The organism is Geodermatophilus sp. DSM 44513 (genome assembly GCF_032460525.1).
Lineage (GTDB): Bacteria > Actinomycetota > Actinomycetes > Mycobacteriales > Geodermatophilaceae > Geodermatophilus.
The window spans coordinates 875,207-888,967 of sequence record NZ_CP135963.1; the positions used below are offsets into that span (position 1 = coordinate 875,207).

The 13,761-nt window shown below is 75.0% G+C and carries 15 protein-coding genes; all 15 read right to left on the reverse strand.

Translation table 11 applies throughout. The annotated features are described in order from the left end of the window. Positions 1-13 precede the first annotated feature (13 nt). Positions 14-1,351, reverse strand: coding sequence for a flagellar hook-length control protein FliK (locus tag RTG05_RS04125; protein ID WP_166527574.1), 1,338 nt, complete (start codon positions 1,349-1,351; stop codon positions 14-16). Beyond that, positions 1,348-2,307 (reverse strand): transglycosylase SLT domain-containing protein, encoded by a 960-nt coding sequence (locus RTG05_RS04130; RefSeq protein WP_166527575.1) that lies wholly within the window; start codon positions 2,305-2,307, stop codon positions 1,348-1,350. The genes RTG05_RS04125 and RTG05_RS04130 overlap by 4 nt, the downstream gene beginning before the upstream one ends. Continuing rightward, positions 2,295-2,750: a flagellar export protein FliJ gene (locus RTG05_RS04135; protein WP_166527576.1), complete on the reverse strand. Its 456-nt coding sequence runs from the start codon at positions 2,748-2,750 to the stop codon at positions 2,295-2,297. Before RTG05_RS04135 ends, RTG05_RS04130 begins: the two co-directional genes overlap by 13 nt. Before the next feature lie 31 nt (positions 2,751-2,781). Beyond that, complete coding sequence (locus tag RTG05_RS04140) at positions 2,782-4,089, reverse strand: FliI/YscN family ATPase (RefSeq protein ID WP_166527577.1); 1,308 nt, start codon at positions 4,087-4,089, stop codon at positions 2,782-2,784. Beyond that, complete coding sequence (locus RTG05_RS04145) at positions 4,086-4,751, reverse strand: FliH/SctL family protein (protein WP_166527578.1); 666 nt, start codon at positions 4,749-4,751, stop codon at positions 4,086-4,088. The genes RTG05_RS04140 and RTG05_RS04145 overlap by 4 nt, the downstream gene beginning before the upstream one ends. Before the next feature lie 199 nt (positions 4,752-4,950). Beyond that, entirely contained in the window at positions 4,951-6,024 is a 1,074-nt protein-coding gene (gene fliG, locus RTG05_RS04150) for a flagellar motor switch protein FliG (protein ID WP_166527579.1), read from the reverse strand. Further along, positions 6,021-7,613: a flagellar basal-body MS-ring/collar protein FliF gene (gene fliF, locus RTG05_RS04155; RefSeq protein WP_166527580.1), complete on the reverse strand. Its 1,593-nt coding sequence runs from the start codon at positions 7,611-7,613 to the stop codon at positions 6,021-6,023. Before fliF ends, fliG begins: the two co-directional genes overlap by 4 nt. Next, positions 7,613-7,942 (reverse strand): flagellar hook-basal body complex protein FliE, encoded by a 330-nt coding sequence (gene fliE, locus RTG05_RS04160; RefSeq protein WP_166527581.1) that lies wholly within the window; start codon positions 7,940-7,942, stop codon positions 7,613-7,615. The genes fliF and fliE overlap by 1 nt, the downstream gene beginning before the upstream one ends. Positions 7,943-7,944: 2 nt before the next feature. After that, entirely contained in the window at positions 7,945-8,343 is a 399-nt protein-coding gene (locus RTG05_RS04165; protein WP_208104784.1) for a flagellar basal body rod protein FlgC, read from the reverse strand. After that, complete coding sequence (locus tag RTG05_RS04170; RefSeq protein ID WP_166527582.1) at positions 8,343-8,693, reverse strand: flagellar basal body rod protein FlgB; 351 nt, start codon at positions 8,691-8,693, stop codon at positions 8,343-8,345. Before RTG05_RS04170 ends, RTG05_RS04165 begins: the two co-directional genes overlap by 1 nt. Positions 8,694-9,013: 320 nt before the next feature. Further along, positions 9,014-9,352, reverse strand: coding sequence for a hypothetical protein (locus tag RTG05_RS04175; protein WP_166527583.1), 339 nt, complete (start codon positions 9,350-9,352; stop codon positions 9,014-9,016). Next, a complete protein-coding gene (gene fliS / locus RTG05_RS04180) occupies positions 9,349-9,723 on the reverse strand; it encodes a flagellar export chaperone FliS (RefSeq protein ID WP_166527584.1) in 375 nt (124 codons plus the stop codon). The genes RTG05_RS04175 and fliS overlap by 4 nt, the downstream gene beginning before the upstream one ends. A 56-nt stretch (positions 9,724-9,779) precedes the next feature. Continuing rightward, on the reverse strand, positions 9,780-11,126 hold the full coding sequence (gene fliD, locus RTG05_RS04185) for a flagellar filament capping protein FliD (protein ID WP_166527585.1): 1,347 nt from the start codon (positions 11,124-11,126) through the stop codon (positions 9,780-9,782). Between the two features lie 115 nt (positions 11,127-11,241). Beyond that, positions 11,242-12,492: a flagellin N-terminal helical domain-containing protein gene (locus RTG05_RS04190; protein ID WP_315912309.1), complete on the reverse strand. Its 1,251-nt coding sequence runs from the start codon at positions 12,490-12,492 to the stop codon at positions 11,242-11,244. Positions 12,493-12,628: 136 nt separating this feature from the next. After that, a complete protein-coding gene (locus RTG05_RS04195) occupies positions 12,629-13,612 on the reverse strand; it encodes a sigma-70 family RNA polymerase sigma factor (protein ID WP_315912310.1) in 984 nt (327 codons plus the stop codon). Between the last annotated feature and the right edge of the window lie 149 nt (positions 13,613-13,761).

Sequence of the window (13,761 nt, forward strand, 5' to 3'; positions counted from 1 at the left end):
GGCCCCGGACGTCTCAGACTCGGACGTCGAGGCCGGACGACGGGACGGTGGACGGGCGGGCGGGGGTCGTACGGGTCTGGTCGGCGTCGGAGCCGCGCAGCCAGGGCCGGCCGCGGCCGTCGGGCTGCCCCTGCTGGCCGGCGCGGTCGCCGGCCGCCTGCTGCTGGGCCGAGGTCCAGGACCCGCCGGTCTCGCGGTCGACCGAGGCGCCGGTGCAGGTCAGCCCGGCCCCGGCCAGGTCGCGGCGCAGGTCGGGCAGGGCCTCGGTCAGCGCGGCGCGGCCGGCCTCGGTGGCGCTGCGCAGGCTGAGGTCGACCGCACCCTGGGCCACGGTCACCTGCACCTCGACCGGCCCGAGGGTCTCCGGGGTGAGCACCACGGTCATCGTGTGCGTGCCGTCGGGGGCGCTGCGCAGGACGGCGACCTGCTGCGCGACCTGGCCGGAGACCGGCGGCGCCGGTGCGGCCGGGCTGGTCGCCGCGGCCGCCGGAGCAGGCGCCGAGGCGGCGGCGGGTGCGGCGGGTGCGGACGTCGGGGCCGTCGCCGGCGTGGCCGGGACCGGCGCCGGCGGCTCCCCCTCGGGGGCGGTCCCGGTGTCGGCACCCGCGCCCTCGCCGGGAGCCGGTGCGGCCACGGCCACGGCCGGGGTCGACGTCGGCGGGCCCGCGACCGGGGCGCCGTCCCCTGCCGCCCGGGCGGCGGTCTGCGGGCCGGCGAGCACCACGGTCAGCCCGGGCAGCGGGCCGGTGCCCGGCGCGGCGGTGGTCGCGGCGGGCGGGGCCGGCGTGGACACCCCGGCGACGGCCGGGCCGGGGACCGGGCCGGTCGGTGCGCCCGGCGGGACGGCGGGCGCACCGGCACCCGGGACGGCGGACGGGGAGGGCGCCCCGGCGGCGGCTCCCGTGGCGGGCCCGGCGACGACGACGGCGGGGTCGCCGACCGCGCCGACCGCGCCGACGGCGGCGGTCGGGGCGACCGAGCCGGTCGGCGCGACCGGGGTGACCGGAGCAGAGGTGCCGGCGGTGGCCGGGCCCGTCGTGCCGGGGACCGCACCGGGCCCGAGACCGGTGAGCAGCGCCCACAGGGCCGGCGGCATGCCCGCCGGGGAGACGCCGGGGACCGCCGGCTGGGTGGTCGCCAGCACGACCTCGGCGGCCGGCGCCGCAGGAGGGTCCTCGCCGTCGGCGGCCGGCTCCTGGTCGCGGGGTGCCCCGGATCCGCTCGTGACCGCGTCGTCCAGGGCGCCGTCCAGGGCGCTGGCGAAGCGCTCGCCGCCACCCGGGGAGTCCGGAGCCGCCGGGCCGGCGCCCGGGGTGGGTGCGGGTGCCGCCGGGGCGAGGGGAGCGGTCATCGGAGGGCCTCTGCCTTGCTCATCACGGAGCGCACGTAGTCCTGGGTCTCGGGGTAGGGCGGGATGCCGCCGTGACGGCGCACGGTGCCGGGCCCGGCGTTGTAGGCGGCCAGGCCCAGCTCGGTGGAGCCGAACTGCCCGGTCAGGTCGGCCAGGTAGCGGGCCGCGCCGTCGACGGCGGAGGCGGGGTCGAACGGGGCCACGCCCAGGCCGCGGGCGGTGGCGGGCATGAACTGCATGAGGCCCTGGGCGCCGGCGGGGGAGACCGCGGAGGCGTCGAAGCCGGACTCCTGCTGGGCGACGGCGGCCAGCAGCGCGGGGTCGACGCCGTGCCGGGCGCCGGCGCGGGTGAACAGGTCGGCGTAGGGGACCCCGGACAGCGACGCGGTCGACGCCGCGGCCGTCGGGCGCGCCGCCGGCTCCGCGGGCAGCACCCGCCGGATGACCGACGGGTTGCCGACGTCCTGCACCTTGACGACCTCACCGGCCTGCGGCGCGGCGATCATCTTCCCGTCGCCGACGTAGATGCCGACGTGGTCGATGCCGGGGCGGCCGGAGGAGTGGTCGAAGAACACCAGGTCGCCGGGGCGGGCGTCGGCCAGGCCCGCCACCGGCCGGCCCGCGGTGGCCTGCTGGGAGGAGGTGCGCGGCAGGTCGATGCCGAGGTCGCCGTAGACCAGCTGGGTGAACCCCGAGCAGTCCAGGCCCTTGGCCGGGTCGGTGCCGCCCCACAGGTAGGGGACGCCGAGGTGCCGGCGCGCCTCGGCGACGACGGCACTCTCCGAGGCGCTGCCCGCCGTCCCCGTGGCGGAGGTCGCGGAGGCGGCGCCGGTCCCGGTGAGGCCGGCGGCCGTGGCGGCCGCCGTCCACGCGGCGGACGTGGCGGGGCGGGGGGCGGTGAGGAAGCGCGACTGGATCTCGCTGATCCGCGACTGCACCGCGCTCAGTCCGTCCACGCCGCCTCCCCGTCGGTGCGGGCACGGCGGCCGGAGCGGCCGGTGACGAGGTCGTCCACGGCCTTCTCCTCGGCAGCCTGCTCGGCCAGTCGCACCGCCTGCAGGTGGCGTTCCCGCAGCCGCTCCAGCCCCTTGGTCCGCTGGGCGGCCGCGGTCCACGCGGCGCGCACCAGCTCGGCCTGCTCGGCCGACGCGGTGGCCAGCGACCGGGCCGCGGCGGCGTCCTCGGCGGCCAGCCGTCCCATCGCCAACATCGCGACGAAGGCGCGGGGGTCCGTGGGGCCCGACGGCGGGGGAGCGGTCGCCGCGCCCTCCGCCTCGGTGGCGCGCCGGTCGGCCTCGGCGGCGGCGCGGGCGGCCTCGGCCGCGGCCAGCGCGGCCGCGCGCTCCTCGGTGCGGCGGACCTCCAGGACCGGCTGCAGGCGGAAGGGTGCCCGCTTCACCGGTCACCTCGGCGCGACTCCGCGAGCTGCCTCACGCTGACCGCACGATGCGGTTGAGCCACGCCCACGACTCCCCGGCGGGGGTCAGCTCGCCGGTCGGCTGCTGCAGGAACGCCTCGATCTGCGGGGCCAGCTGGCGGGCCCGGTCGACCAGGGCGTCGGTGCCGGCGGAGTAGGCGCCGATCTCGATGAGCTCCTTGACGTCGCGCAGCGCGCCGAGCAACCGGCGCACCTCGCGGGCGTCGGCCATCTGCGGGGGCGCGACGACCGCGGTGGCCACCCGGGAGATGGACTCGAGCACGTCGATCGCGGGGAAGTGGCCCTGGGTGGCCAGCGCGCGGGTGAGCACCACGTGCCCGTCGAGGATGGAGCGGGCGGTGTCGGCGATCGGCTCGTTGTGGTCGTCGCCGTCCACCAGCACGGTGTAGAGGCCGGTGATCGAGCCGACGGCCGCCGTCCCGGCCTTCTCCAGGAGCCGGGGCATCATCGCGAAGACGCTGGGCGGGTAGCCGCGGGTGGCCGGCGGCTCGCCGGCGGACAGCCCGACCTCGCGCTGGGCCATGGCGGTGCGGGTGATCGAGTCCATCATCAGCAGCACGTCGCGGCCCTGGTCGCGGAACCCCTCGGCGATGCGGGTGGCGACGAAGGCGGCCTTGAGCCGCACCAGCGGCGGCTCGTCGGAGGTGGCGACGACGACGACGGTGCGCGCCATGCCCTCGGCCCCGAGGTTCTCCTCGAGGAACTCGCGCACCTCGCGGCCACGCTCGCCGATCAGGCCGATGACCCGGACGTCGGCGTCGGTGCCCCGGGTGATCTGCGCCAGCAGCGTGGACTTGCCCACGCCGGAGCCGGCGAAGATGCCCAGCCGCTGGCCCTTCCCCAGCGGGACCATCGTGTCCAGCACCCGGACGCCGGAGGTCAGCGGCTCCTGCACGCGGGTCCGGGAGAGGGCGTGCGGCGTCTCGCTGGCCAGGTCGACGAACTCCAGCCCGGCGTCCAGCGGCGGGCCGCCGTCCACCGGCCGGCCCAGGCCGTCGAGCACCCGCCCGAGCAGCGCCTCGCCGACCGGCACCTGCAGCGGCCGGCCGGTGGCGCGCACCCGCGCGCCGGCCTGCACGCCGGACAGCTCGCCCAGCGGCATGCAGGTCAGCCGCTCGCGGGAGACGGCGACCACCTCGGCGAGCAGGCCGCCGTCCGGTGTCGGGTCGATCTCCACGAGGTCGCCCACGGCGGCCGGGACGCCCTCGACCGTGAGGGTCAGCCCCATCGCGCCGACGACCGAGCCGGTGACCAGCGGGCGGGCTGCGGCTCGGGCGCGGTCGAGCAGACCGGCGCTCACGGGGCCAGCACCGCGCGGACCCGGTCGAGCGCGGCACCCAGCTGGGCGTCGACGCGGGTGGGGCCGGTCTCGGCGACGGCGCCGGCGCGCTCGACCGCGCGGTCACCGACGACCCGCACCGCGTCGGGCAGCTCGGCCAGCGCCTCGGCCGGCAGCTCGGCGAGGTCGTCGGGGTGCAGGCGGACGACGGTGGGCTCGTCGGCCGGGCACAGCGTGAGCGCCCGGCGGACGGCGTCCATGACCGGGTCCTCGGCGAGGGCGAGCTCGCGGCACAGCAGGTCCTCGACGAGGGTCAGCACGATCGTGACGACGGAGTCGCGGACGTCCTCGGCCACCGGGACGGCGGCGGCCTCCAGCTGGGTCACCGCGGCCCCGAGCGCGGCGGTGGCCGAGACCATCCGCCGCTCCCAGCGGGCCTGCACCTCGGCCAGCCGGGCCTGCGCGGCCCGCTCGGCCTCCGCGACCACGGGCTCGGCGCCCCGCACCCCCTCGGCGTGACCGGCGGCGTAGCCCTCCTGCCGGGCGTGCTCGCGCAGCCGGGCCAGCTCCTCGGCGTAGACGTCGCCGAGGCGCACCGCGTGCCGGCCGCCGGGCACCGGGACGTCGGCCGCGCGGCGCACCGTCGTCCGCCGCTCGCCGGTCGCCTGGGGCGGGACCGGCACCGTGCGGGTGTACGCCGCGCGCGGCGCGGCCTGCGCGGTCCCCCCGCGCAGCAGCGCCGACTCCCGCAGTACACGGCCGGCGCCCGGGCTGGCGACGGGACCAGCGGCGGCCCCGCCCAGAGGCTCGTCGCGACTCGCGACCGGCCCTCCTGCAGGGGCCCGCCGCGAGCCTGCGAGTGGCGGGGGGCAGGAGGGTCCTTCACGCGACGAAATCGTCCTCACCGCCCCGGTTGATCGTCAGCACGCCCTGCTCCTCGAGCGTGCGGATGACGCCGACGACCTTGGCCTGGGCCTCCTCGACCGTCCGGGTGCGGACCGGGCCGAGCAGCTCGATCTCCTCGGCGAGGTTCTCCGCGGCCCGCTCGGACAGGTTCCGGACGACCTTGTCGCGGACGTCGGGGCGCACGCCCTTGAGCGCGGTCGCCAGGTCGTTGGCCTCCACCTCGCGCAGCACCAGCTGCAGCGAGCGGTCGTCGATGGTGACGATGTCCTCGAACACGAACATCTGCGAGCGCACCTGGTCGGCGAGCTCGGGGTCGGTGGTGTCCAGCCACTCGAGGATGGAGCGCTCCGTGGGCCGCGGCGAGCGGTTGATGATCTCGACGAGGGTCTCCACACCGCCGACGGTGCTCATGTCCTGGTGCGCCAGCAGCGAGCCCATCCGCCGGCCGAGCTCCTCCTCGACCAGCCGGACCATGTCCGGCGTGGTGCGGTCCATCGTGGCGATGCGGTGCGCGACCGCGGCCTGCTGGTCCGGGGCGAACCCGGAGAGCACCTCGGCGGACTGGGCCGGGGTGAGGTGTGCCAGCACCAGGGCGATGACCTGCGGGTGCTCGTCCTTGAGGAAGGTCACCAGCTGGCGGACGTCGGCGTTGCGCAGCGAGGCGAAGGGCACCTCGGTGTAGACGACGTTCAGCCGGGACAGGATGCCGTCGGCCTTGTCCTCGCCGAGACCGGCCGCGAGGATCTCGCGGGCGAACTCCACGCCGCCGCGCCCCACGAACCGCTGGGCGGTCATGAGGTGGTGGAACTCCTCCAGGACGCCGTCCACGTCGCCGGACTCCACCGCGCCGAGCTTCATCAGCTCGCGGGTGACCGCCTCGACCTCGCGCGGTCGCATCTTGGACAGCAGCGCACCGGCCTCCTCCTTGGACAGCTGGGCGATGAACACCGCGGCCTTGCGCAGGCCCGGCATGTCCGGGCGCTGCCGCACCGCCGGCAGGGCGGCGGTGGGCGCGGTCGCCGAGACCGGTTCGACGGATGCCAGCGTCACTTCACACCACTCTCACTGAGCCAGCCGCGCAGCATGGCGGCCACCTCGTCGGGCTTCTCGCTGACCATCGTGGCGATCTCCCCGCGGACCTTGGCCCGCTCGGCGGCCTCCAGCTCCAGGGCGGCATCGTCGACCGCCGGCACCGCCCGCGCGCTGGCGACGCGGATGCGGTCCAGCTCGGCCATCACGTCGTCGGTGAGCTCGAGGGCCTCGTAGTCCTCCTCGTCCTCGTCGCCGGACCGGCGGCGGGAGCGCAGCCACACGATGAGCACGAGCAGCGCGATGCCCAGGGCGATGCCGCCGGTGCGGACCATCGACCACAGCTGCGCCTGCTCCTCGGCCTCCTGGGCCGCCGCCAGCTCCTCGGCGGCGCGGTCGGCGGCGGTGGTGTCGAAGGCCATCGCGGCGACGGTGATGTCGTCGCCGCGGGCGACGTCCAGGCCGACGGCGTTGCCGATGAGGTCCTGGATCTGCGCCTGGTTGGCGCCGCCGGCCACCGCGTCGTCCATGACGACGGAGACGGTCAGCCGGTTGACCGTCCCCGGCGCGGCCTCGACGGTCTCCACCGTCGTCCCGACCGCGTTGTTCGAGGTCGTGGACTCCTTGGTGTAGGTGGAGTCCCCGCCGGCGCCCGCGTCGGGCTGGTTCTCCGGGCCGAGGACGCCGCCGACGGCGGCGCCGGTGCCGGCGTAGTCCTCGGTGGTGGTGCTCTCCGAGATCGGCGGGGTGCCCTGCTCGTAGGTGTGCGTCTCCGAGGTGGTGCTGCGCTGGTCGAGGTCGAGGTCGGCGCGGACCGACACCTGTGCGCGGCCGGGGCCGAACACCCGGTCGAGGATCACCTGGGCGTTGGACGCCAGCCGGGCCTCGTAGTCCTGTTCCATCTGCGAGCGGGCGTCGCCGGCGGCCGACGTGACGCCCTGGCCGGGTGCGGAGAGCACCGCACCCGAGGAGTCGGCCACCGTGACTTGCTCGGCGTCCATCCCCTCGATGCTGGAGGAGACCAGGTTGGTGACGGCCTGCACCTGGCCGCTGTCCAGGGAGGTGCCCGCGGCCAGGTCCAGCAGCACCGAGGCGGTGGGCTCGGCCTCGTCGGAGGCGAACACCTCCTCCTCGGGCAGGGCCAGGTGCACCGTGGCCTGCCGGACGCCCTCCAGCGACTCCAGCGTCGCGGCCAGCTCACCCTCCAGCGCGCGCTGGTAGGTCTTCTGCTGCTGGAACTCGCTGGTGGTGATGCCCTGCTCCTCCATCAGCGCGTAGCCGGTGTCGTCGCCGGCGGGCAGGCCCAGGCCGCTCATGTCCAGGCGCAGGTCGTACACGGCGTCCTTGGCCACCATGATCGTCCCGCCGCCGTCGGCCAGCTCGTACTCGACGCCGGCCGCGTCGAGTTCGTCGGCGATCGCCGAGGCGTCCGTGGAGGCCAGGTTGGAGAACAGCGGCGCGTAGGTGGGGGCGGTGATCCAGCGGTAGAAGACCAGCCCGCCGAGGACCAGCCCGGCGGCGAGCAGGCCGATGACGACCTTCTGGCCGAGGCCGATCGTGGACAGTGCGGACCGCATGCGCTCCAGCGGACCGGCGAGGGCGGTGGGCATCAGACCGGCATCCTCATGACCTCGGTGAAGGCCTCGACGGCCTTGTTCTTGAGCGTCACGACCATCTCGGTGGCGAGCTTGGCCTCGTTCGCCGCGATCATGTAGTCGTGCACGTCACGCAGGTCGCCGGTGGCGGCCTGCACGGCCAGCCCGTCCGAGGTCGCCTGCTTGGCCTGCAGCTGCTCGATCGACTGCGTGAGGACGGCGGCGAACCCGCCGCCGCCGGCCGCGGTGGTCCCGGCGACGTCGGGGGCGGCACCCGCGCCGGTGAGCCCGGCGAGCCCGGTGACCGCGGAGGGGAAGGCGACGGCGCCGATCGGCGAGGTCATGGTCAGCCCCTCCCGAGCTGGAGCGCGGCCTGGTAGGCGTTGGTGGCCCGCTCGACCACGGCGAGGTTCGCCTGGTAGCCGCGCTGGGCCATGATCATCTGGGTCATCTGGTCACCGAGGTCGATGTCGGGGTAGCGGACGTAGCCGTCGGCGTCGGCGAGCGGGTGGTCCGGTTCGTGCACCAGCCGGCCCTCCGCGCTGCCGTACTCGGCGCGGGCCACGCGGACGCCGCCCTCACCGGAGCCGTAGTCGACGGACTGGGCCACGATCAGCCGCTCCTGGAAGGCGGGGCCGTCGGTGGAGCTGACGCTGTTGATGTTGGCGATGTTGTCCGAGACGGCGTCCAGCCACTTGCGGTGGACGAGCAGCCCGGACCCGGAGATGCCGAGGGCGTCGAACATCAGCCCGTCGTCCTCAGTGACGTGCGCATGACGGTGTACTTCCCGTCGAGGGCGCCCAGGGCCAGCTGGTAGCGCAGCCCGGTCTCGGTGGCGATGACGGTCTCGGCGTCCAGGTTGACGTTGTTGCCGTCGGTGCGGGTCGGCTCCAGGGAGCGGCGCACCGCACCGGCGGAGTCCGTCGGCGTGGCGCCGGCGGCCAGCGCGCCGCGCAGGCCGGACTCGAAGTCCACCCGGCCGGCCAGGAAGCCCGGCGTCTGCAGATTCGCGATGTTGTCGGCGGTGACCCGCTGCCGCTGGGCGAGCCCGCCCAGCGCGGCGTGCAGGGCCGACGAGGTGACGTCCCCGATCACGGGGCTGTTCCTCGGGCAGGGCGGCAGGACACGATCGGCCTCCGGGTACGCGGGAGAGGCACTCGCGAGCGAGTGCGGGGTCCGCCGATCCGTGGCGAGAGGTGCGCTTTCCGTGCTCTGGACTCATCGGCACCTGGTGGGGCGCGCCGGACGGGTGCTCCCCACGGGAGTGGCCGCAGTCCCCGGGAGGGGTGAACGAGTCGACTGTGACTCGCGGTGCGTGACCGGTCAGCCCCGGAGACGACAACGCCCCCCGGAGCGCCGGCTGGTCGGCACCACGGGGGGCGGAGGTCGCCAATATCGCGATATTGGCGGTCTGGTTAGAGGGCCCGGTCGACGTAGGAGGCGACCGGACGGGTCGGGCCGTAGGACATCCGGGCGGCGACGTCGCGCTGCCGGCGGGACTGGATGATCCGCTCGACGAGCTCCTCGGCGACGGCCAGCTGGTGCTGCAGCAGCCGGGCGGCGCGCTCGCGCAGGTCCTCCGGGACGGGACCGAGGCTCGAGGGCGGCACCCAGTCCTCGGCGCGGCGGCCCCAGGCGGCGATCTCCTCGTGCCGGTCGGAGCGGAGGGTGGACTCGGCGGCCAGCACCTCACCCTCGAGCGCGTCGAGCACGGTGGCCCACCCGCGGGCCCCGCCGTCGGGACCGGGCGTCACGCGATCGAGGCGGCGGCCTGCCGCCACGCCTCGCGCAGCGGCTCCACGACCTGTCGGCAGGACGCCACCCGGTTGCGGTCGGCCTTGACGTTGGCCTGCACGAGCTCGCCGAACAGCCAGGTGTACAGGGCGGCCAGCCGCGGGCCGCCCTCCCACGCGTCCACCCGCAAGCTCTCCTGCAGCTCCACGACGATGTCCTGGGCGTGGGTGAGCTGGTTGCCGGCCGCCTGCCGGTCACCGGCGCGCAGGGCGGTGTCGGCCCGCTCCAGGTCCAGGGCCAGCCGGTCGTACAGCATGACCAGCAGCTGCTGGGGGGAGGCGGTGGCGACGCTGTCGCCGAGGTAGCGGGCGCGCAGGGCGGCGGCACTCATGGGGGGGACTCCTCGGGAGGTGCGACGGGGGTGCGGTGGGACCGACGGGGGCGGGCCTAGGACGAGCTGGACCAGCCGGGCAGCGACGCGAGCTGGCCGGACAGCCAGGACGACTGGCTCTGCAGGCTGGACAGGGCCGACTCCAGAGCGGTGAACTGCCGGGTGAGGGTCTGCTGGCGCAGCTCCAGGCGCTGGTCCCAGGCGTCGATCCGCTTCTGGATGTCGCTGACCTCGCTGTCCTTGCCGTTGGCCAGCGTCACCAGCGAGCCGGTGGTCGCGTCCGTGGCGGACTTCGCGAGGGTGAGCAGCCGCTGGGCCACGCCGGGGACGGCGGTGGTCCCGCTCGTGTCGCCGTCCACCAGCCTGCGGGCCAGCGCCGGGTCCTCCGTGAGGAGGGCGGTGAACTTCGCGGAGTCGAACTTCAGCTTGCCGTCCCGTTCGACGGTGATCCCGGCCTTGGAAGCGGCGTCGGCCGTGAGCAGCGTGCCGTCCGCACCGACGGCGTGGGTGACCGCGTCGACGAGCTGGCCGGCCAGGGCCCGCAGCGAACTGTCGCCGCGGAGCACCGCGGTGCTGCCGGGGCTGTTGTTCGCGCGCTCGTTGATGGTGGTCAGCACGGTGTTCGCGGCGTCGACCATGGCCTGCACGGCGGAAGCGAGGGCAGCCGGGTCGCTCGCCACGGTGACGGTGGCCGTGGCGCCCTTCTCGCTGACGGTGAAGGTCGTGCCGGGCATGAGGTCGCTGAACGTGTTGGTGGCCGAGGTGGCCGTGTAGGCGCCGCCGGCCACGCTGAGCTGCGCGTCGGTGCCGTCGGTCACCGCACCGAAGGTGATCCCGCCGCTGGTGGTGAACTTCCCGTCGAGGCCCGAGGCGGTCGAGGTGAGCTGCAGCCTGAAGCCGGCACCGGTGTTGACGGCGGTGGCGGTGACGCCGGCCTTGGCCGCGTTGATGGTGGTGACCGCCTGGTCCAGCGTGCTGCCGGCCGTGATCGTGATGTCCTTGGCGGCGGTGTCGCCGTCGGCGTCGGTCACGGTGAGTGTGACGTCGCTGGTCGGGTCACTCCACGTGGAGTTGTCGATGACCGTGTGGCTGGCCGCGAGGGTGGTGACCGAGAAGCTGATCTGACCCGTGGCGGCGCCGGCACTCGCGCTGGCCGACACCGACGTGTGGGAACTGCTGGCCTTGACCGGCGTCCAGGTGGCGGCCTGGGTGAGCTTCTCCGCGGCCGACTGCAGCGTGCTGACCGTGCTGTTGACCGTGCGGTAGGCCGACGCGTCGGCTTTCGTGTCGGTCAGCTTGGTCCGCAGCAGCGTCTGCGGCTGCCGCTCCAGCTGCATCAGCTGGGAGATGATCGAGGTGGTGTCCAGGCCGGAGGCCAGGCCGCTGATGTTGAAGCCTGCCACGCGGGGACCTCCGGGAGCGGGTCGGCCGGTCAGGTCCGGCGGGATGGGGGTTCAGCAGTGAGGGGGGAGGCCGGGGCCTCCCCCCTCACCGGGTGGTGCTGGGTGGTGCGGTTGATCAGCCCAGCAGACGCAGGAGGCCCTGCGACGACTGGTTGGCCTGCGCCAGCATGGCGGTGCCGGCCTGGGCCAGGATCTGGGTCCGGGTGAAGTTGGTCATCTCCTGGGCCATGTCCGTGTCACGGATCCGCGACTCCGAGGCCGTGGTGTTCTCCACCGCGACGTTCAGGTTGTTGATCGTGTGCTCGAACCGGTTCTGCTTGGCACCCAGGTCGGCGCGGACCGAGGAGACGGTCTTGATGGCCGCGTCGATGTCCTTGATCGCCTGCGTCGCACCGCTGGCCGCGGCGAACGTCGGGGTCGCCTTGGAGATGGCCTCCGCCGTGGTACCGATGGCGGTGCCCGTGCCGTCCGTGTACCCCTCGACCGCGTCCCCGACCGTGAAGGTCAGGTTCGTGGTGGCCAGGGCGAACGGGTTGGTGGTCAGCCCGAGGGCGGACGTGGCGGCCGCGTTGAGAGCCACCAGCGCCTCGGCGTTGGTGGTCGTGCCGCTGTTGTCCGCGTCCGCGGCGGCACCGTAGTCGACGGTGCCGAGGTCGAAGGACTTGCCGCCGAAGGACACGGTGCCCTCGAGGTTCTCGTAGGACGCCACGGTGCCGGCGGCGGAGAAGTCGTCACCGGTGGCGGCGGTGAACGTCAGGACGGCCGCGGCAGCGTCGGTCGCGTTGGCCGTGGAGACGGTGCCGGCGCCCGTGCCGTTGGTGTAGGCGCCCTCGCCGGTCACGTCGACGCCGTCCACGTTCAGGCCGGCGGCGCCCATCGCGGTGCCGATGTTGACCTGGATGGACTCGCTGGCGTTCGCGCCGACCTGGAAGGACTTGCCGGTGAAGTTGCCGTCCAGCAGCTTGGTGCCGTTGAAGTTGGTGACCTCGGCGATGCGGGAGAGCTCGGACTTGAGCTCGCCCATCTCCTTCTGGATGCTCGACTTGGCGTCGTCGTTCAGGCTGCCGGAGTTGGAGGCCTGGACCGACAGGTCGCGCATGCGCTGCAGGATGGTCGTGGTGGTGCCCAGCGCGCCCTCGGCGGTCTGCACGACCGAGATGGCGTCCTGGGTGTTGCGCACGGCCTGCTTCATGCCGCCGATCTGCGAGCGGAGGCCCTCGGAGATGGCCAGGCCCGCGGCGTCGTCGGCAGCGCGGTTGATGCGGAAACCGGAGGACAGCCGCTCGAGCGACTTGCCCATCTGGTCGTTGGTGACCGACAGGTTGCGGTACGAGTTCAGCGCACCGATGTTGGTGTTGACGCTCATGCCCATGGTGTTCCTCCGTGGAAGTCGGGGCGGATCAGATCCCGCTGCATCCGTGCTGCGGGCCTTGCAGGTGCATGTACGGCCAGGGCCGGCCGGGACTTGAGGCGAACCGGACGGCTTCTCGCCGAGTTCTCACTCAGGCGGGTCGGGGGACGCCGTAGCGCTGGGCGGCCGCCCACGCCGGGCGCGAGTGCGGTGCCGCGCGGGGAGAAGGGGGAGCCGCCGCTGGGGGTGCGTTGCGCCCGGCGACCCGGTCGACGTAGGAGCGCTGCTGGTTGCGGGCCCGCACGCCGCCGTCCGCTGCGACGGCCCGGCCCTCCCACACCTCGCTCATCGCCGCGTGCAGCAGGGTCAGCGCCCGGGCCCGCATCTGCGAGACGCGGGAGAGGGTGACGCCGAGGTCGGCGGCGATGTCGGTCAGCGACTCGCCGCCGAAGAAGTTGCGCTCCACGACCTCGTCGAGCCGGTCGGGCAGCTGGCGGATCGCCTCCTGCAGGTGCCGGGACCGCTCGCTGCGCAGCAGGGCCCGCTCGGGTGACTCCCCGGTGTCCGGCAGGTCCAGGGAGGCGCCGTCCGGGCCGGTCTCGGCGTCGATGCTCACCATCACGGCGCGGTGGACGTCGACCTGCAGCGAGTCCAGGTCGCCGGTGGCCATCCCGAGGCTGGCGGCGAGCTCCGCCCGTGTCGGCGGCCGGCCGAGCCGGATGGCGAGGGCGTCGGCGGCGGCCTCGGTGCGCCGGGCGGCGGCCCGCACCGACCGGCTGGCCCAGTCGCCCGAGCGCAACTCGTCCAGGACGGCGCCCTGCAGCCGGGGCAGGGCGTAGGTCGCGAAGGAGGCACCCGCGGTCGGGTCGAACCGCCGGGCCACCTCGACCAGCGCCACCCGTGCGCAGGACAGCAGGTCCTCGCGGCTGACGTGGGCGGGCAGCGAGATGCGCGAGGCCACCGCGTTGACGGCGAACGCGGCCAGCGGCAGGTGCTGGGTCACCAGGGAGTCGGTGTCGCGTGCCGCCGCCTGCTCGGTCGAGCGGTCACGGACGTCGGCGCCGGTGCCGGCAGCGACGGCGCGCGGGGCAGGGACACGGGACCGCAGGGTCGCCGGGGCACGCGATGGGCTCACGTCCCCCTTCTCGGCAGGGCCGGACCCGGGTGGCACCCCGGGCTGCGGGCGCGGTGCCGTCCGCACTTGCCCGCCTCGGCTCAAGGCCCTCCCGGCGGCTGCCGAAGCCAACTCCGAGGACCCGCCGACAGCACCGATGCCTGTCGCGG

Coding starts and splice junctions, on each gene's coding strand:
- RTG05_RS04125 (WP_166527574.1), bottom strand. CDS start 1,351: ATGACCGCTCCCCTCGCCCCGGCGGCACCCGCACCCACCCCGGGCGCC.
- fliS (WP_166527584.1), bottom strand. CDS start 9,723: ATGAGTGCCGCCGCCCTGCGCGCCCGCTACCTCGGCGACAGCGTCGCC.
- RTG05_RS04165 (WP_208104784.1), bottom strand. CDS start 8,343: ATGTTCGACGCCCTCGGCATCTCCGGGTCCGGGCTGCTCGTCCACCGC.
- fliF (WP_166527580.1), bottom strand. CDS start 7,613: ATGCCCACCGCCCTCGCCGGTCCGCTGGAGCGCATGCGGTCCGCACTG.
- fliE (WP_166527581.1), bottom strand. CDS start 7,942: ATGACCTCGCCGATCGGCGCCGTCGCCTTCCCCTCCGCGGTCACCGGG.
- RTG05_RS04190 (WP_315912309.1), bottom strand. CDS start 12,492: ATGAGCGTCAACACCAACATCGGTGCGCTGAACTCGTACCGCAACCTG.